Consider the following 19,261-nt stretch of genomic DNA (forward strand, 5'->3'; position numbering starts at 1 on the left):
CGGTCTGGACTGAGGAGTGGAGGGAGCGTAGCGACTGGAGCGACGAGGGAAGACCGGGAGTAAAAGCCCGATGACCCGCCGCGCCGGAGGCGTGGCATCAATACCATCACGGGGCCTCCTCTCCGTCCACGGCATCCTGCGGACGGACCTCGTCCTCGTCGTCGTCCCCCTCGCCGGTGCCGATATAGGCCTCGATCACCCGCGGATCGGACTGCACCTCCTCCGGCGTGCCCTCGATCAGGGCCTCGCCCCGGACCAGGCAGAGCACCCGGTCGCAGAGGTTGAAGATGAACCGCATGTCGTGCTCGATCACCACGACCGACAGGCCCGAGTCCCGGATCTTGAAGATCAGGTCGCTGGCCTGCCGGGTCTCCAGCGGGTTCATCCCGGCCGTCGGCTCGTCCAGCAGGATGAGCTTCGGGTCGGTGGCCAGCGCCCGGGCGATCTCGAGCCGCCGCTGGTCGCCGTACGGCATGTTCCGGGCCAGGTGCTCGGCGGACTTGCCCAGACCGACGAAGTTCAGCAGCTCCTGGGCCCGGGCCCGGGTGGCCGCCTCCTCCCTGCGGAACTTCGGCCCGCGCAGCACCGAGGTGAGCGCGCCCGAACTGGTCCGGCAGTAGCGCCCGACCATCACGTTCTCCAGCGCGGTCATGTTGGCGAACAACCGGATGTTCTGGAACGTCCGCGCCATCCCGGCCCGGACCACGGCCCGCGGCTTCGGCGGCAACGGTGTCAGGACACCCAGGGGCTGCACCGGTACCGCCTCCTCCGCCTCCTTCTTCTGACGCTTCGGCGGCTTCGGCTTGCGCGGCGAGCCGGCGAACCGGACCACACCGCTGGTCGGCTTGTAGAGGCCGGTGAGGCAGTTGAAGAACGTCGTCTTGCCGGCCCCGTTCGGGCCGATCAGGCCGACGATCTCGCCTTCCCGCACGGTCAGGCTGACGTCGTTGACCGCCAGCAGACCGCCGAACCGCATGGTCACACCGGAGACCTCCAGCACCGGCTGCCCGGTCGGCCGGCTCGTGGTCGGCTGCGTTTCGGTGACGGTCATTTCGCCTCCTCGACGATCAGCTCTTCTTCGACCGCGACGGCCAACTCCTCGTCCTCCTCGTGGAACTCCAGCTGCCGCCGCCTGTTGGCGACCAGGCCCTCCGGCCGGAACCGCATCATCAGCACCAGGAGGATGCCGAACAGCAGCAGCCGGTACTCCGAGAAGAACCGCAGCTTCTCCGGTAGCAGCTTCAGAATGGTTGCTCCGAGCAACACACCGGCGATGGTCCCCATCCCGCCCAGCACGATCGCCGCGAGCAGGAACGCCGACTCGAGGAAGATGTACTGGTCGGGGCTGACGGCAACGTCCTGGTGCGCCTTGATGGTGCCGGCCAGACCGGCCAGGAAGGCGCCGATCGCGAACGCCAGCACCTTCAGGCCGAAGACGTTCACACCCATCGCCTCGGCGGCCTTCTCGTCCTCCCGGATCGCGATCCAGCCCCGGCCGATCCGGCTGTCGTTCAGCCGGGCGAAGACCAGGATGACGAACGCGATCAGGATCAGCAGCAGGAAGTAGTAGTTCGAGAAGCGACCCAGCTCCAGCCCGGCGACCGTGTGCTCGTCGCCGAAGTTGAAGTCGCCGATCTGCAGGTCCGGGATGCCGGGGATACCGTTCGGGCCGTTGGTCAGCAGCGGGCCGTTGATGCCGTCCAGGTTGAACATCGTCAGCCGGAAGATCTCACCGAAGCCCAACGTCACGATGGCCAAATAGTCACCTGAGACACGGAGTGTCGGTGACCCGATGATGAGACCGAGAGTCGCTGCCACACCGGCGCCGATCAGCATCACGAGCACGAACGGCGGGTGCCAGTCGATCGTCGCGAACGCCGACTCGGACAGCATCGCGGCGACGTACGCACCGGAACCGAGGAAGGCGATGTAGCCGAGGTCCAGCAGGCCGGCCAGGCCGACCACGATGTTCAGGCCCATCGCGGTGGCCGCGAAGATCAGCACCTGGGTCGCGATCGACATGTTCGCGTCCGACCCCTTCTGGGTGAAGGGGAAGAAGAACGCCACCACGAACGCCGCCAGCGTCAACACTGTCTTGTGGCGCTGCGCGACGTGGCCGAACCAGGTCAACATGCCGGTCCGGAACAACGCGACGATGATCACCGCGATGAAGACCAGGCACAGAATGAAGGACCACGCATCCGTCAGGCCCAGCGCGTACGCAGCGCCGAACAGGATCGCCGCCATGATCACGGCGATGGCGAGAATCTCCACCCAGCCCGGCAGCCTCGCCTCGCTCATGTCGCGGAGCTGCCGCAGCGGGAGCATCCGCGAGCTGACCAGGATCAGGACGGCACCCGCCAGGGAGACGTAGGCCCCCGGGTTGACGTTGATCAGGCCGTCCGACTCCACCGTGATCGCCACGATGACCAGGACCATGTACAGCGTCAGGCCGAGGCCCAAGGCCCGCAGGCCGAGGGTCGCGTCCAGCCAGGTGCCCAGGGTCGTCAGCGGCCCCCGCTCGGCGAGCAGCAGAACCAGCGCGAACAGCGCCGCGATGATCGCGAGGATCTGCAGGCCGCCCGGATAGAAGTTGATCGACAGGTCGTTCAGGATCGAGCCGTCATAGCTCCAGGACAGGAAGGAGCCCACGATCACCAGCAGTACGCCGACCAGACCGGCCGGCCACGCGATCGGATTGACCGGCGGCTGAGCCGCCGCCTCCGGCTCCGCCGGAGTACTCGTTTGCACGTCACTCATGCCCGATCCACCACCCTCGCTCCGAGCAGGCCCTGCGGCCTGAACACCAGTACCAGGATCAGGATGACGAACGCCCAGACATCCTTCCAGGAACCGCCACCGAACTGACCCGGCACGTACTGGGTCGCCATCGCCTCGACGACACCGAGTACCAGGCCACCGACGACGGCGCCGTACACGTTGCCGATACCACCGAGGACCGCGGCGGTGAACGCCTTCAGACCGGCCAGGAAGCCCATCCGGAAGTCGATGTTGTTGTTCTGGAAGCCTTGCGAGATCCCGGCGATCGCGGCCAGCACGGCGCCGAGGGCGAAGGCCACCACGATGATCCGGTCGACGTTGATACCCATCAACCGGGCGGTGTCCGGGTCCTGCGACACGGCCTGCATACCGCGGCCGAGCCGGGTCCTGTTGATGAAGACCCACAGCAGCACCGCACACACCGCCAGCGCCGCGACGGTGAAGATCGCCGACCGCTGGATCGTCACCCCGCCGACGTCCCACGCCGGGCCGGTCACCACGTCGATCTGTGGGAACGGGATGCGCTGCTTGGCGCTCGGCCACTCGATGGTGCTGATGAGCGTCTTGAAGATCACCCAGCCGATTTCCGCGACCACGGCTGCCACGGCCGCCACCTCGAGGATCGTCACGATCCTTATCTGACTGCGCGCCTTGCCGCGTGCCGCGTATCCGGCCAAGGCGCCGATCGCCGTACCGGCAAGGGCGCCGACCACGATCACAGGCACCGCCAGCACCAGGCTCTGCTCGATCAGCCGCACGATCGCCCACAGGCCCACTGCTCCGACCGCCGCACCGATCAACGGCGCGCGGTCGTACCACTTGGTCACCGGGTTGTTCAGATCGGTCTTCGCCAGTTTCGCGCCGGCGAAGTAGCCGGCCCCGATGGCCAGGCCCGCGAACGCGAACACGGTCCAGGCCGGCTGCTCGTAGAACAGCCGGATGAACTCCTGCAGGAAGACGGAGATGCCGATCGCGGTGATCAGCGGTGCGAGTCGTGGCGCGTTCCGCAGGGGACGGTACGCGACACGTTCCATCAGCACCGCCGTACCGACCGACGCGATGATGGCACCGACGATCATGACCGGCAGGATCCACACGCTGGTCTCACCGTCGAAGAACAACAGGTAAGTGGTCAGTGCGCCGAACGCACCGATCATGAACACCTCGCCGTGGGCGAAGTTGATGAGCTGCACAATGCCGTAGACGACGGTGTACCCGACCGCGATCAAGGCGTACAGCGACCCCAGGGTCAGCCCGTTCACGAGCTGCTGGAAGAACTGGTCCACGTCGACCTCCCTACTGCCTCAGTTCCGACATGCCACGGGGGTGGGAGGATCAGCTCCCACCCCCGAGACATGAGGTCGACTCGATTACTTGGCTTCGAAGTCCTTGGTCTCGACGGTGGCCCACTTGCCCGCGTCGACCTTGTAGACGGTCAGCACCTTCGAGGTGGTGTCACCGTACTGGTCGAACGCGACCTTGCCGGTCACGCCGTCGAACGAAACCTTGCTCATGGCATCGACCGTGGCCTGGCGGGCCGACTCGACGTCCTTGGCGTCCTTCAGCGACGTCTTCAGCGCGTTGATGATCGCGTTGGCGGCGTCGTAGGAGTAACCGCCGTACGCCGCGTACGGGTCCTTGAACCCGGCCGCGTTGTAGTCCGCGACGAACTTCTTCGCCGACTCCAGCTGGTCGACCGGGGCGCCGACCGAGGTGGCCAGGTCGCCGGTCGCCGTCTTACCGGCCAGGGTGATGTACTTCGGGTCGTAGATACCGTCGCCACCCATCAGCGGCACGTTCAGGCCGGCGGCCTTCATCTGCTGCGACAGCGGCCCGGCCTGCGGGTACTCACCGCCGTAGTAGACGGCCTGCGGCGCGGACGGCTTGATCGCCGAGATCACGGCCTGGTAGTTCGAGTCGTCCGGGTTGATGGTCTGGGCCGCGACGACCTGACCACCCAGCTTCTTGAACTCCTCGGTGAAGGTGCCGACCAGGCCCTGGCCGTACGCCTTCTTGTCGTGGATCGTCGCGACCTTGGTGATCTTCGCGGTCTCGTACAGGTAGCGAGCGGCGAAGGGACCCTGGACCGCGTCGGTGGTGCAGGTGCGGAAGTACGTCGGGTACGGCCGCTTCGGGTCGGTCTGCCAGTTGGCACCCTGGGTCAGGCCGGGGCCGGTGTTGGCCGGCGAGACCTGGACGATGTTCTTCGGCGCGAGGACAGGCTGGACCTGCTGGCTGACGCTGGTGTTCAGCGTGCCGACCACGCCGATCACGTTGGCGTCACTGGCGAGCGCGGTGGCCGCGTTCTTGCCCGGCTCCGGCTTGGCCTCGTCGTCCTTGGCGTCGACCTCGAGCTTCCAGCCGGGGATCGCGTTGGACTCGTTGGCCTGCTTGACGGCCAACTCGACCGAGTGCTGGATACCCAGACCCAGCGCCGACAGGTCTCCAGTCAGAGGCGCGATCACGCCGATCTTGGCGGTCTTCGTCGCATCTCCGGAGCCCCCGCCAGAGTCGTCGCCACTGCGTGAACCGCACGCAGTCAGGGCCAACGACGCAACGATCAGCGACGCGCCGACCCGTACTACGGAACGCTGGTGCACTGTTCCTCCCATGTCTGGATAGTCCGAGCAGAACCCCGGACTCCCGCGAATGCCGCGAGCACCCGCAGGTTAGACCCGTGGTGGCTCTCCAGGCGATGTCACGGAGCGTGTGTTGTGAGGTCGTTACAGCCGTAAGTAGCGTGGGCCCTAGTGATTGCTGTACGCCCGCTCAGCGCCGTACGCGGAGAGTGAGTCAGTCACTACCGCCCGCCTCGTCAACAACCAACTCCGCGACCTGACGCATGGAAACTCTTTTGTCCATGGCGGTTTTCTGGATCCACCGGAACGAGTCCGGCTCGGACAATCCGAACTTCGTCTGCAGGATCGACTTGGCCCGATCCACCAGTTTGCGCGTCTCCAGCCGCTCGGCCAGGTCGGCGACCTCGCGCTCCAGTTCGGCCAGTTCGACGTACCGGGACGCGGCGATCTCGATCGCGGGCAGCAGGTCGGCCTTGGAGAACGGTTTCACCAGGTATGCCATCGCGCCGGCGTCGCGGGCCCGCTCGACCAGCTCGCGCTGCGAGAACGCGGTCAGCATCAGCACCGGCGCGATCCGCTCACCGGCGATCTTCTCCGCCGCGCTCAACCCGTCCAGCTTCGGCATCTTGACGTCGAGAATCACCAGATCGGGCCGATGCTCCGTCGCCAGCCGGATGGCCTCTTCCCCATCCCCCGCCTGCCCGACGACGTCGTACCCCTCCTCCGCCAGCATCTCGGCCAGATCCATCCGGATCAAAGCCTCATCCTCAGCGATCACCACACGCTTAGCAGTCACACCCGACACCTTATCGACCCCACCTCACCTCTTCGGACCCACGAAGGCCTCGAGCGCCACAACCGCCTCCGTCCGACTCACCGCGATCGCGTTCCGCCGCGGCTGCCGCCAAGCAATATCCAACAGATCAAGGGCGTCGGTGAGTATCTTCCGGATGTCCTCGGACTCGTTCCAGAACATGTAACGCAGGTAGTAGTACCGCCTGCCATCCGGCTTGCTCGCCCAGTTCACGAACCGGCACCCGTCGGAGTGGAACAACCCACGCAGCAACTGTTCGGGGTACTCGGCAACGATCTCCCGCTGCCACTGCGCAAGCTGGATCGTCCGAAGATGCTTCAGCCCTGGTCCATGCTGCGGGAACACACAAGGCCAGTGCTTCCACCGCGCCTCGATCCTGATCGCTGACGGCCCGCCGCGGACTCGCGGTCGGCTTCACCAACTTGATCGTCGCCGCGATCTCCTGGTTCAGCTCCGGGTACTTCTGATCGTTCGCGATCTGCAAGCAGAAGACTCCACGCCGGGCCTTGGCTATGTGCCCGTCGCCCAGATACCACCCGAGCAGCAACGCGTACGCCGCCTCGTCCAGCTCGGCCCCGTCGCACCGCGGACATGGTGTTCCTTGAAACCCGGTCCCCCGCGGCAATCCGCGCCGCTGATACAGCCGCCGCCACCGCCGGATCGTCTTGATCGCAACACCATGGAACTCGGCGTTCACTCGATCGGTGACGCCCTCATCCGACATCCGCAGCGCGGAGTCGACCGTCTCTTGCGACCTGAAGTGAGCCATGCCACATGCTCGCCGCGACCACCGACAGTCTCTGTTCGACGACTGGCGAGGCGGAGTCCCCGGGTGACAATTCGACCGGGCTCATGAGCTAGGATCTTCCAGCGGAATGCCCTGGTAATCCAATGGCAGAGATAATGGTCTCAAACACCATACAGTGTGGGTTCGAATCCCACCCAGGGCACAGATAGGCGACCGGAATCTGTCGGTCGCGGCTGGCAAGCTCGGGTCGTGTACGACGAGGAGACGCGAGCTGTTGCGGTTGCCGCAATGGTGGCTGGGGAGAGTCTCAACGCGATCAGCCTGCGGCTTGGCGTGAGTCGGGCTACGCTCCGTGACTGGCGTGACCGACCGGTCCGCGCGGAGCGCCCAACGGCTTGTCCCCGGTGCTCGATCGGGCACCTGCCTGCTGGACCATACGCGCACCTCCTCGGCTTCAACTCCGACGGGTGCCGAGTCGCAAACCCACGACGCAACGCGCGGTGGAAGCGCTCGACCGCTTCATCGGCCCGAAGTCCTAGCCGAGTCAGGACCACCAGGAGTGGGGCCAGGTGGTTTGGGCTAGGGCTGCCTGGCCGGTGAGGCTGGGGTGGAAGTAGTCGAGGCGGCTGACGTGGGTTCGGGTGAATTGGAAGTTGAAGGTGGCGTTGTTGTCGAAGCGGCACTTGGTGAGGTTCGCGCACTCGTCTTGGAGTACGGCGTTGAAGGCGATCACGCGGGCGCGGACCAGTTGGCGGTCGGCTTCGGTGCGGGTGACGGACAGGAGGGACTGGCAGATGCCGGCGGCCTGCCAGACCAGGTTCGCCAGGAAGTCGGTGTGGTAGATCTGCCACAGCCGGTACACGTCCGGGACGCTCGCCACGAAGATGCGCGCTGAGCCAGGCAGGCCGGCGTCGAGCCTCTGCAGGGTCTGGCGGAACTGGCTGCGGAAGGTCTCCACCGGAGTCATCGAGGCGGGAGTCGACGTACAGGCGTCGTTGGCACCCATCAGGATCGTCACGTAACCGACCTGCTGGTTGACCGCGAGTTGCGCCTGCGCCGGGGCGTCGGACATCCGGGCGCCGGACCGGGCGTCGTTGAAGTTGCGGCCGGAGATGGCCGGATCGAGGGCACGCAGCCGCTCGTAGTGGCTGGTGATCCCGTCCCAGCTCGCGCCGCCCGTACTCCACGAGTTCGCCGGATGGTCGCCGTACCAGCAGCAGACGTTGGCCGCCCGCGTCATCGAGTCCCCGATCGACGCCATGCTCGAGGGCGGCGCGACCGCCTGAGCAGGTGTAGTGCCGCCAAGGGCGAGCACTAAGGTCAACAGGACGGTGAACACCACTGATCGACGCATGGCCAACTCCTCGCAGGACTGCGAGCTCGGTACCCGTCCCGCGTCGTCAGGAAACGCGGAAGGGGTACGACGTGTTCGTTGGATCGCATGTGATCGTGTACAGCAACGATGCCGAGGCCGATCGGGCGTTCATCGGCGACGTACTCGGGTTCCCGGACGTCGACGCCGGTGGCGGCTGGCTGATCTTCCGGTTGCCGCCGGCGGAGATCGCGGTGCATCCGACCGACGGCGGTGAGCGGCACGAGTTCTACCTGATGTGCGAGGACATCGACGCGCTGCTCGAGAAGCTGGCCGGCGCCGGGGTGGACGTCTCCAGGGAGGTCACCGATGCGGGCTGGGGACGGCTCGCCAGCGTCCCGCTGCCCAGTGGCGCCCGGCTCCCCGTGTACGAGCCCCGTCATCCGGTCGCCTACGACCTGCCGGACTGAAGACATGGCTGAGGCGGGCAGTCCGGTGACTGCCCGCCTCAGAGAACAGGTCTTGTTACGGGTTGGGAGTGCGGTACGCCGGGGCGATGCCCTCGATGGCGTCGCCCATCCGGTGGACCCGGAGGGCGTTGGTCGAGCCCGGGATGCTGGGCGGCGAGCCGGCCACGATGACGACGATGTCGCCCTTCTTCACCTTGCCGAGTTCGAGCAGGCGCTGGTCGACCTGGCGGACCATCTCGTCGGTGTGGTCGACGGTCGGGACGATGTGCGTCTCGATCCCCCAGACGACGCTCAGCCAGGAGCTGACCGACGGGACCGGGGTGAAGGCGAGCACCGGGATCTCGGTGCGGTAGCGGGCCAGCCGCAGCGCGGTGTCACCGCTCTGGGTGAACGCGACCAGGAACTTCGCGTCCAGCCGCTCGGCTACGTCGGCCGCGGCCCGGGCGATCACGCCGCCCTTGGTGCGCGGCTCCCACTCGATCTCCTTGACCCGGCTGAGCCCGTGCTGCTCGGTGGAGGCGACGATCCGCGCCATCGTGGTGACGGTCTCGATCGGGAACCGGCCGACACTGGTCTCGCCGGACAGCATCACCGCGTCGGCACCGTCGAGTACGGCGTTCGCGACGTCGGAGGCCTCGGCCCGGGTCGGCCGCGGCGCGGAGATCATCGACTCCAGCATCTGGGTGGCGACGATGACCGGCTTCGCGTTCAGCCGGGCCTGGTCGATGATCAGCTTCTGGACCAGCGGGACCTCCTCGAGCGGGAGCTCCACGCCGAGGTCGCCGCGGGCCACCATGAACCCGTCGAAGGCCTCGATGATCTCGTCCAGGTTGGCGACCGCCTGCGGCTTCTCGATCTTGGCGATGACCGGGACCCGCAGTCCCTCCTCGTCCATGATCTTGTGCACCAACTGGATGTCGGCGGCGTCCCGGACGAACGACAGCGCGATCATGTCGGCCGGCAGGTGCAGTGCCCAGCGCAGATCCTCGGCGTCCTTCTCCGACAACGCCGGCACGCTGACCGAGACACCCGGCAGGTTGATGCCCTTGTGGTTCGACACCGGCCCGCCGACGGTGACCCGGCAGACCACGTCGGTCTCGGTCACCTCCTCGGCCACCAGCGCGATCCGGCCGTCGTCGATGAGCAGCTGGTCGCCGGGGTTCACGTCACCGGGCAGACCGTCGTACGTCGTACCGCAGATGGTCGCGTCGCCCGGAACCTCCCGGGTGGTGATGGTGAAGCGTTCGCCGTAGGTCAGCGTGACCTTGCCCTCGGCGAATTCGGCCAGCCGGATCTTCGGGCCCTGCAGGTCGACCAGGATGCCGACGTTCTTGCCGGTCTCGGCCGCTGCGGTGCGGATCCGCTGATAAATGCGCTCATGCTCGGCATGGGCACCATGGCTCAGGTTGAGCCTTGCGACGTCCATACCTGCTTGGACGAGTTCCAGGATGCGCTCGGGGGCGGCCGTAGCCGGGCCAAGCGTACAAACGATCTTTGCGCGACGCACGTCACAAAACCCTACTCCTACAAGACCACTCGCCCGCTGGTCCGCCCCCATTACTGGACAGTTAACAGCGCATGACAGTTGGGCGCGAAGCCTGAATCGTCAAGAAGGCAAGGGGGTGTAGGCGCCGACCGTGACCTCGCCGCTGAGCTCGGCCGTGACGGTCTGCAGGCCGATCGGCAGCCCGTCCGAGTAGGTGATCAGGGTGACCTCACCCGGCCGGCGCAAGGTATAGCCGAGGGCGAACGCGTACGCCGCTCCCCCGGTCGTGCCGTTCGTGTACGTCGTCACCGGACGACCGTCGACGACCTTGTGCTCCGGTCCGACCTGGCGATGCAGATGCCCGGACAGCAGCAGCGTCGCGCAGCCGCGTTCCGCGGTGTCTGCGAACGACGACGGATCGTGCACCAGGAAGGTGGAGATCCGCTTGTCGTCCGGTTGGTCGCAGGCGACCTGGGCGAGCCGCTCGGACTGCTCGGCGATCGTCTCGTCGCCGGGCGAGTCCGCACTGCCGAGCCCGGTCCGGGTCGGATCGCTGTCGCCGAGGAACCGGATCCCCTCCACCTCGACCGGCTTGCTGTCCAGCACGGTGAACCCGTTCTTGCGCATCGCGTCCTCGATGTGCCCGCCGGCGTCGTGGTTGCCGGCCACCGCGACCACCTTCAGATCCTTGAAGTGCTGGCGCAGCGAGTTGATGCTGAACACTTCCCACGACTGCCCGGACGAGGAGTCGTCACCGGCGTCGATGAGCACCTTCGCCCCGGCGACCTTGGCCACCTCGGAGGCGAACCGGTCGATCCCGATGTTGTCGTGCCGGTCCGAGACCATCAAGGCGACCGTCTCGCCCTCGCCGGCCTGGTGGATCCGGCCGCCGACCCGATTGACCCGCTCCTGCAGGCGGCCGTAGAACTCGGTGGATCGCTCGTACGTCTCGACCGCCGTCCGGATCACGCCGACGCCGCCGGTGGTGGAGAACCCGGACGCGACCTCGACCTCCTTGAGCCGTTCGTCGAAGGAGAGTTCGGGCAGCAGCTCGTGCAACGGGCGCCACGCGGTCGGCGGGATCTCGGCCGTGCGCATCTGCCCCGGGCCGAACAGCGACGCGATCGTGATGAGCATGGCGACCAGTACGACGATCGCCCGGTGCTCGACCCGGCGTTCGTGTTTGTGCACCAGGTCCCACAGCTCACGTCGCCGGCGCGGACCGAGAGCGGTCCAGACCGTTGCGGCCACGACCGCCACGAGCAGGCCGGTCCCGGCGCCGGCGACCGCGTTGTCGACGGCCATCTCCTCGATCACCTGCCGGATCCGCGCGATCTCACCGTCCGGCTGGGAGGCGATCAGGGCGTCACGGTTGAGCAGTTCGGTGAGGTTGTCGGCGTCGGTCTCCTGGACGTCGATGTTGGCGCCGATGCCGATCGGGGCGTGGGTGGGGATCCGCAGCCGCGGCAGTACGGCGCCCAGATCGAGCGTCGCGTGACCGTCGAACGTCGGTGAGACGGTGGCGGCGTGGGCACCGATGGTGACCCGCTCGGAGTCGTTGGCGAACCCGAGCATGCCGACCGCGGCCGAGGTCACCAGCCAGAGCAGGCTCAACGCGGCCCAGGGCGCGATCGCACGGAGCCGTTGTCTGGTCACCAGGCGGCTAGCCATGGGTCAACCGTATTGGTCCGGGCAAGCCGATGCACCTTGAACCGCTGCGGGCCGCAGGCAACAGTTCGTTGCCTACGGCCCGGACCATCGCGTTCGGGATCAGACCGCCAGGGGGCGGGCTGTCGGCGGGATGGGGGTCGGCAGCGTGGACGATCCGGTCAGGAGGGTGTCCACACCGTTGGCGCAGGAGCGGCCTTCGGCGATCGCCCAGACGATCAGGGACTGACCGCGGCCGGCGTCGCCGCAGGCGAAGACACCTTCGACCGAGGTCTGGTAGCTCTTGTCCCGCTTCACGTTGCCGCGCTCGTCCAGCTCGACGCCCAACTGCTCGAGGAATCCCTCGCGCTCCGGGCCGAGGAAGCCCATCGCGAGCAGCACGAGCTGCGCCGGAATGGTCCGCTCGGTGCCCTCGATCGGGCTGAACTTCCCGTCCTTGAACTCCACCTCGACCAGGTTCAGCCCGGACACGTTGCCGTTGCCGTCGGCTTCGAAATTGACGGTCGAGACGGAGTAGACCCGCTCGCCGCCCTCCTCGTGCGCCGAGGCGACCCGGTAGATCATCGGGTATGTCGGCCAGGGCTGCCCAGCCGGCCGGTCGTCGCCCGGTCGCGGCATGATCTCCAGCTGGGTGACCGAACGGGCACCCTGCCGGTGCGCCGTGCCGAGGCAGTCCGCGCCGGTGTCACCGCCGCCGATGATCACCACGTCCTTGCCAGTGGCAACGATCTGGTCCGGGACGCTCTCGCCGAGGGCGACCCGGTTGGCCTGCGGCAGGAACTCCATCGCCTGGTGGATGCCGCCGTACTCGCGTCCCGGCACCGGCAGGTCGCGGGCCGCGGTCGCACCGGTCGCGATGACGACCGCGTCGTACCGCTGCTTGAGCTGGGTCCCGGTGACGTCCACGCCGACGTTGACGCCGGAGCGGAAGACCGTGCCCTCCTCCTTCATCTGCTGGATCCGGCGGTCGACCTGTTCCTTTTCCATCTTGAACTCGGGGATGCCGTAGCGCAGCAGCCCGCCCGGGGCGTCGGCCCGCTCGTAGACCGCGACGGTGTGACCGGCGCGGGTCAGCTGCTGGGCGGCGGCCAGGCCGGCCGGGCCGGAGCCGACGACGGCGATCGTCTTGCCGGTCAGCCACTCCGGCGGCTGCGGCTTGACGTCACCGGCCTCCCAGGCCTTGTCGATGATCGCGACCTCGACGTTCTTGATCGTCACCGGCTCCTGGTTGATGCCGAGCACGCAGGCCGGCTCACACGGCGCCGGGCAGAGCCGGCCGGTGAACTCCGGGAAGTTGTTGGTCGCGTGCAACCGCTCGATCGCACCGGACCAGTCGTCCCGCCAGACCAGGTCGTTCCACTCCGGGATCAGGTTGCCCAGCGGGCAGCCGTTGTGGCAGAACGGGATACCGCAGTCCATACAGCGTCCGGCCTGCTTGGTGATGATCGGCAGCAGTGCCTTGCCGGGCCCACCGGGGTAGACCTCTTTCCAGTCCTTCACCCGCTCGTCGACCGGGCGCCGCTCGGCGACCTCCCGCGGGGTGGTCAGGAATCCCTTCGGGTCAGCCATCAGATGGCCTCCATCATCGCTCGCGTGGTGGCGTCCTCGTCCAGCCCGTCCCGCTCGGCGGCCGCCTTGGCCGCCAGCACCCGGGCGTAGTCGCGGGGCATCACCGTGGTGAACCTGGCCGCCGCCTCGGGCCAGTCGGCGAGCAGCTTGGCCGCCCGTTCCGACCCGGTCTCCTCGTGGTGCGTACGGACCAGATCGTGCAGCAGTTCGGACTCGTCCTCGGTGACCGGGTGGAGATCCACCAACTCCGGGTTCACCAGGGTGTGGTCCAGGTCGAGCACGTGGGCCACGCCGCCCGACATGCCCGCCGCGAAGTTCCGGCCGACGGCGCCCAGTACGACGACGCGCCCACCGGTCATGTACTCGCAGGCGTGGTCGCCGACCGACTCGACGACCGCGGTGGCCCCGGAGTTCCGGACACAGAACCGTTGCCCGGCCCCACCGCTGATGAACAGTTCGCCCGACGTCGCGCCGTACGCGATGACGTTGCCGGCGATGATCTGGTCGGCCGCGTCGAACCGCGCATGCCGGTCCGGCCGGATCACCACGCGACCACCGGACAGACCCTTGCCGACGTAGTCGTTGGCATCGCCCTCGAGGCGCAGCGTCACACCCCGCGGGACGAAGGCCGCGAACGAGTTGCCGGCCGAACCGGTGAAGGTCAGGTCGATCGTGCCGTCGGCCAGGCCGGCAGCCTTGTACCGCTTGGTGATCTCGTGACCGAGCATGGTGCCGACGGTCCGGTTGACGTTGCGGATCGGCAGCTGCGCCCGGACCGGCTCACCGGTCTCCAGCGCCGGCTGACAGATCCGGATCAGCTCGTTGTCGAGCGCCTTGTCCAGACCGTGGTCCTGGAGCACCGTCTGGTGCCGCGCCGCACCTTCCGGCAGGGACGGCACGTGCAGGATCGGCGACAGGTCGAGACCGTCGGCCTTCCAGTGGTCGACCGCGCGCCGGATGTCCAGCACCTCGGCGTGCCCGATCGCCTCGTCCAGCGACCGGAAGCCGAGCTCGGCCAGGTACTCCCGGACCTCCTCGGCGATGAACTCGAAGAAGTTCACCACGAACTCGGGCTTGCCGGAGAACCGCTCCCGCAGCACCGGGTTCTGCGTCGCGACGCCGACCGGGCAGGTGTCCAGGTGGCAGACCCGCATCATGATGCAGCCCGAGACCACCAGCGGCGCGGTGGCGAAACCGTACTCCTCCGCACCGAGCAGCGCCGCGACGATCACGTCCCGGCCGGTCTTCAACTGACCATCGGTCTGTACGACGATCCGGTCGCGCAACCCGTTGAGCAGCAAGGTCTGCTGGGTCTCGGCCAGACCGAGCTCCCACGGACCACCGGCATGCTTCAGCGACGTCAGCGGAGCCGCACCGGTACCACCGTCGTGTCCGGAGATCAGTACGACGTCCGCGTGCGCCTTGCTGACACCTGCGGCGATCGTGCCGACACCGACCTCGGAGACGAGCTTCACGTGGATGCGCGCCTGCGGGTTGGCGTTCTTGAGGTCGTGGATCAGCTGAGCCAGATCCTCGATCGAGTAGATGTCGTGGTGCGGCGGCGGCGAGATCAGGCCGACGCCCGGGGTCGAGTGCCGGGTGCTGGCCACCCACGGGTAGACCTTGTTCCCCGGCAGCTGACCGCCCTCGCCAGGCTTCGCGCCCTGCGCCATCTTGATCTGGATGTCGTCGGAGTTGGTCAGGTACTCCGCGGTGACACCGAACCGTCCGGACGCGACCTGCTTGATCGAGCTCCGCCGTACCGGGTCGTGCAGGCGGTCGGAGTCCTCGCCGCCCTCACCGGTGTTCGACTTGCCGCCGAGGCGGTTCATCGCGATCGCCAGCGTGGTGTGCGCCTCGGCGCTGATCGAGCCGTAGCTCATCGCACCGGTGGAGAACCGCTTGACGATCTCGCTGACCGGCTCGACCTCGTCGACGGAGATCGGCTCCCGGTCCGAGCTGAAGCCGAAGAGGCCCCGCAGCGTCATCAGCCGCTCGGACTGCTCGTCGACGCGGGACGTGTACTGCTTGAAGATGTCGTAGCGCCCGGTCCGGGTGCTGTGCTGCAGCCGGAACACCGTGTCCGGGTCGAACAGGTGCGGCTCACCCTCACGCCGCCACTGGTACTCGCCACCGATCTCGAGCTTCCGGTGCGCGGCCACGATGCCGTCGGCCGGGTACGCCCGCAGGTGCCGGCGGCGTACCTCCTCGGCGATCGTGTCCAGGCCGACGCCGCCGATCCTCGACGACGTACCGGTGAAGTAGATGTCGACCAGGAACGGGGACAGCCCGTTCGCCTCGAAGATCTGGGCGCCGGTGTACGACGCGACCGTCGAGACACCCATCTTCGACATGACCTTGAGCACGCCCTTGCCGAGCGACTTCACCACGTTGCGCACGGCCTGCTCGGGCTCGATGCCCGGCAGGTAGGTGCCCTGGCGGCAGAGGTCCTCGACGGACTCCAGCGCGAGGTACGGGTTGATCGCGGCCGCGCCGTACCCCATCAGTAGGGCGACGTGGTGGACCTCGCGGACGTCACCGGCCTCGACCACCAGACCGACCTGCGTACGGGTCTTCTCCCTCACCAGATGGTGATGAACCGCGGAGGTCAGCAGCAACGACGGGATCGGCGCGCTGTCGGCGTTCGAGTGCCGGTCGGACAGCACCAGGATCCGGGCGCCGTCCTGGATCGCGGCGTCGGCCTCGGCGCAGATCTCGTCGAGCCGTGTCCGGAGCGCCTCGCCACCGCCTTCGACGTCGTACACACCGCGCAGGACCGTGGTGGCCAGGCCGGGCATGTCGCCGTCGAGGTTGATGTGGCGCAGCTTGGCGAGCTCGTCGTTGGTGATCACCGGGAACGGCAGCACCACCTGGCGGCAGGACGCCGGGCTCGGGTTGAGCAGGTTCGACTCCGGGCCGAGAGACGACGACAGCGAGGTGACGAGCTCCTCGCGGATCGCGTCCAGCGGCGGGTTGGTGACCTGCGCGAACAACTGGGCGAAGTAGTCGAACAGCAGTCGCGGCCGGTCGCTCAGTACGGCGATCGGCGTGTCCGTCCCCATCGACCCGATCGGCTCGGCGCCGGACTTGGCCATCGGGGTGAGGATGACGCGCAGCTCCTCCTCGGTGTACCCGAACACCTGCTGGCGCCGGGTGACCGAGGCGTGGCTGTGGACCACGTGCTCACGCTCGTGCAGGTCCTCGAACCGGATCAGGCCGGCGTGCAGCCATTCGTCGTACGGGTGCTCGGCCGCGAGCGCGTTCTTCACCTCGGCGTCGGTGATGATCCGGTGCGCCTCGACGTCGACCAGGAAGATCCGGCCCGGCTCGAGCCGGCCCTTCTCCGTGACCGTGGCCGGGTCGATGTCCAGGACACCGGCCTCAGAGGCCAGTACGACGAGACCGTCCTCGGTGACCCAGTAGCGCGACGGGCGCAGACCATTGCGGTCCAGCACCGCGCCGACCTTGGTGCCGTCGGAGAAGACCACCGAGGCGGGGCCGTCCCACGGCTCCATCAGGGTCGAGTGGAACTCGTAGAACGCACGCCGCTGCGGGTCCATCGTGGTGGCGTTCTCCCACGCCTCCGGGATCATCATCAGCATCGCGTGCGGCAGCGACCGGCCGCCGAGGTGCAGCAGCTCCAGCACCTCGTCGAACGAGGCCGAGTCGGACGCGCTCGGCGTACAGATCGGGTAGAGCTGCTCGAGGTCGCCCGGGATCAGGTCGCTGGCCAGCAGCGCCTCGCGGGCGCGCATCCAGTTCCGGTTGCCCTGGACGGTGTTGATCTCACCGTTGTGGGCGATGTACCGGTACGGGTGGGCCAGCGGCCAGGACGGGAACGTGTTCGTGGAGAACCGCGAGTGCACGACACCGATCGCGGAGGCGAAGTCGGGGTCGGTCAGCTCGGGGAAGAACTTGTCCAGCTGGTCGGTGGTCAGCATCCCCTTGTAGGTGATCGTCCGGCCGGACAGCGACGGGAAGTAGGTCTCGGTCTCCTTCTCGGCCCGCTTCCGCAGCCGGAAGGCCATCCGCTCCAGCGCCAGGCCCAGCACGCGGCCGGCCTTGGCGGTGACGAACAGCTGCTTGAAGGTCGGCATCACCGAACGCGCGGTGGCGCCGAGCAGATCCGGCGTGGTCGGCACGTCGCGCCAGCCCAGGACGGTCAGGTTCTCCTCCGCGGCGAGCTCCTCGATCCGGTCGATCGCCTTGGCGGCGTCGTCCGGGTCGGCCGGGAGGAAGGCGATACCGGTCGCGTACCCGCGCTGCACCGGCAGCTCGAAGTCGCACACCTTGCGGTAGTACGCGTCCGGGACCTGGATCAGGATGCCGGCGCCGTCGCCGGAGTCCGGTTCGGCGCCGGAAGCGCCGCGGTGCTCGAGGTTGCGCAGGGCGGTCAAAGCCTTCGCCACGATGTCGTGGCTGGGTTCACCGGTCAGGGTCGCGACGAAAGCGACACCACAAGCGTCATGCTCGTGCTGTCCGTCGTACAGACCCTCGCTCGGGAATGGGGGGCGACCAAACATTCAGGAGCTCCCGTCGTCCTACGGTCAACAACTGGCCGCGGGACAACATTGGCCCAAGCCGGGAGTCCCGAGACTACCTCATGACGCCCGACAGATGGACTCCCATTCCACCGTCACAACGCCCTACTCACCCTCAGTAAGCAAGCGCTCACTACCTGCCCTCTCATCTTCCCAGCAACCCTCTCCCGCAACCACCCACCTCACCTGAAATTCACCTGATGAGACACGCACCTACTGGTAATCCATGCCTATGACCTGGCAGCCCTCCCCCTGGTGGCGCCCTCTCACCACCGGCACCGGCCAATCAACGGGCGGCGTCTGGCTGACTGGCGACGGCGAGGTGGTGAAACGCCTCATCCCGGGCGTGGCGGATCCACGACACCACGCGTACTGGGAACGCCAGGCCTTGGTCGCGTCGTCCGGCATCGTCGCAGCCACGTGTGGGCTCCGCTCACCTGCTTGCCTGGGTGTGCAGCGGGACTCGACCGGCATCACCCTGCGCATGGCCTACGTGCAGCCGGCCGTGTGGTCCCCGGTGGCTCTGGCTGCCGCTCTAGGCCGGTTTGCACAGCTTCCGCTGACCGAGCCCGCCTGGGGTGCCCGCAACGTACTGCGAGACCGCCTGACGACCGTAGAACGGCGAGGCGGCTGGTCGGCGCTCCCTCAGTACGAATCTTTGTGGCTACGACGCCACGCCGCCTTGGCCGCGTTGGATGCCCTCCCCCGCGTCCCCACCCACGGCGACGCCCATCCGACCAACCTGCTCGGCCGCGACGGCGACGACGTACTGGCCATCGATTGGGAGCAGTTCGGACTCGGCCCGACCGGCTTCGACCTCGCCTACCTGCTGCTGGCCGGCGACACCCCGCTGGACGAGTTGCTGGCGGCCCACGGTGGCGACGTGGACGCCGTACGCCGTGGGGCTGTGCTGGTGGCGGCGTACACGGCTGTCTCGCGTGCCGCCTGGGCGCTCACCCAACCCGACCCCGGCGACCACGCCGACCGGTTGGTGCGGCTCGCGGACGTCCTGGAGGAAGCCGCGCGGATCGTCTCGCGGAAGTGAGCACTCGGTACAGCGGCTGTGATTGCCGGGTGCTCCGGTGGTGCGGCTCGTGGTTGTCGGGTGCTCCGGTGGTGCGGCTGTGGTCGCCGGGTGCTCGGGTGGTGCGACTCGTGGTTGTCGGGTGCTGCGAGAAGGCGACTGTGGTGTCGCGCGGCTCCGGGCTGCTTGATCGTGCTAGTCGTGGTGGTGTGCGTCAAGGGCGCCTTCGGCGTCCCTTCGGGAGCTTCGCCCCTTGACCCACACCACCA

Annotated in this window: 14 protein-coding genes and 1 tRNA gene; 4 read left to right on the plus strand and 11 right to left on the minus strand. The window is 67.7% G+C overall.

Annotation, left to right across the window (positions count from 1 at the left end):
- Positions 1-106: 106 nt before the first annotated feature.
- The 6 genes from V9K99_RS18470 to V9K99_RS18495 all read right to left on the minus strand — a co-directional run bounded on the left by V9K99_RS18470 (position 107) and on the right by V9K99_RS18495 (position 6,519).
- Entirely contained in the window at positions 107-1,051 is a 945-nt protein-coding gene (locus tag V9K99_RS18470) for an ABC transporter ATP-binding protein (protein WP_336999516.1), read from the minus strand.
- Positions 1,048-2,760 carry a branched-chain amino acid ABC transporter permease gene (locus tag V9K99_RS18475; protein ID WP_336999514.1) on the minus strand — a complete coding sequence of 571 codons (1,713 nt, stop codon included), beginning with the start codon at positions 2,758-2,760 and terminating at the stop codon, positions 1,048-1,050. Before V9K99_RS18475 ends, V9K99_RS18470 begins: the two co-directional genes overlap by 4 nt.
- Positions 2,757-4,067, minus strand: a complete 1,311-nt coding sequence (locus V9K99_RS18480; protein ID WP_336999512.1) for a branched-chain amino acid ABC transporter permease — start codon at positions 4,065-4,067, stop codon at positions 2,757-2,759. Before V9K99_RS18480 ends, V9K99_RS18475 begins: the two co-directional genes overlap by 4 nt.
- An 84-nt stretch (positions 4,068-4,151) precedes the next feature.
- Entirely contained in the window at positions 4,152-5,393 is a 1,242-nt protein-coding gene (locus V9K99_RS18485) for a branched-chain amino acid ABC transporter substrate-binding protein (RefSeq protein ID WP_337323402.1), read from the minus strand.
- 181 nt (positions 5,394-5,574) lie between these two features.
- Positions 5,575-6,165, minus strand: a complete 591-nt coding sequence (locus tag V9K99_RS18490; protein WP_132320707.1) for an ANTAR domain-containing response regulator — start codon at positions 6,163-6,165, stop codon at positions 5,575-5,577.
- Between the two features lie 15 nt (positions 6,166-6,180).
- Positions 6,181-6,519: a hypothetical protein gene (locus V9K99_RS18495; RefSeq protein ID WP_336999506.1), complete on the minus strand. Its 339-nt coding sequence runs from the start codon at positions 6,517-6,519 to the stop codon at positions 6,181-6,183.
- Between the two features lie 532 nt (positions 6,520-7,051).
- Here V9K99_RS18495 and V9K99_RS18500 point away from each other — a divergent pair.
- Together V9K99_RS18500 and V9K99_RS18505 are read left to right on the plus strand one after the other, a co-directional pair.
- Positions 7,052-7,124: transfer RNA gene (locus V9K99_RS18500), tRNA-Leu, on the plus strand.
- Between the two features lie 47 nt (positions 7,125-7,171).
- A complete protein-coding gene (locus tag V9K99_RS18505) occupies positions 7,172-7,522 on the plus strand; it encodes a helix-turn-helix domain-containing protein (RefSeq protein ID WP_337336400.1) in 351 nt (116 codons plus the stop codon).
- Here V9K99_RS18505 and V9K99_RS18510 read toward each other — a convergent pair.
- On the minus strand, positions 7,467-8,276 hold the full coding sequence (locus V9K99_RS18510) for an SGNH/GDSL hydrolase family protein (protein WP_336999502.1): 810 nt from the start codon (positions 8,274-8,276) through the stop codon (positions 7,467-7,469). The genes V9K99_RS18505 and V9K99_RS18510 overlap by 56 nt on opposite strands.
- A 71-nt stretch (positions 8,277-8,347) precedes the next feature.
- Here V9K99_RS18510 and V9K99_RS18515 point away from each other — a divergent pair, with 71 nt between their 5' ends.
- Positions 8,348-8,704, plus strand: a complete 357-nt coding sequence (locus V9K99_RS18515; protein ID WP_336999500.1) for a VOC family protein — start codon at positions 8,348-8,350, stop codon at positions 8,702-8,704.
- A gap of 55 nt (positions 8,705-8,759) precedes the next feature.
- On the opposite strand, the gene pyk is transcribed toward V9K99_RS18515, so the two are convergent.
- From pyk to gltB, 4 genes are all read right to left on the minus strand, one after another.
- The gene (pyk, locus tag V9K99_RS18520; RefSeq protein ID WP_336999498.1) at positions 8,760-10,211 is read right to left on the minus strand and encodes a pyruvate kinase; all 1,452 of its coding nucleotides are present in this window, start codon (positions 10,209-10,211) and stop codon (positions 8,760-8,762) included.
- A 99-nt stretch (positions 10,212-10,310) separates the two neighbouring features.
- Entirely contained in the window at positions 10,311-11,861 is a 1,551-nt protein-coding gene (locus V9K99_RS18525; RefSeq protein ID WP_336999496.1) for a metallophosphoesterase family protein, read from the minus strand.
- 99 nt (positions 11,862-11,960) lie between these two features.
- On the minus strand, positions 11,961-13,427 hold the full coding sequence (locus V9K99_RS18530; protein WP_336999494.1) for a glutamate synthase subunit beta: 1,467 nt from the start codon (positions 13,425-13,427) through the stop codon (positions 11,961-11,963).
- Positions 13,427-17,950, minus strand: coding sequence for a glutamate synthase large subunit (gltB, locus tag V9K99_RS18535; RefSeq protein WP_336999492.1), 4,524 nt, complete (start codon positions 17,948-17,950; stop codon positions 13,427-13,429). Before gltB ends, V9K99_RS18530 begins: the two co-directional genes overlap by 1 nt.
- Before the next feature lie 250 nt (positions 17,951-18,200).
- Here gltB and V9K99_RS18540 point away from each other — a divergent pair, with 250 nt between their 5' ends.
- The gene (locus V9K99_RS18540; RefSeq protein WP_337323401.1) at positions 18,201-19,013 is read left to right on the plus strand and encodes a phosphotransferase family protein; all 813 of its coding nucleotides are present in this window, start codon (positions 18,201-18,203) and stop codon (positions 19,011-19,013) included.
- Positions 19,014-19,261: the final 248 nt, after the last annotated feature.

This window comes from Kribbella sp. CCNWLW201, assembly GCF_037203805.1.
GTDB lineage: Bacteria > Actinomycetota > Actinomycetes > Propionibacteriales > Kribbellaceae > Kribbella.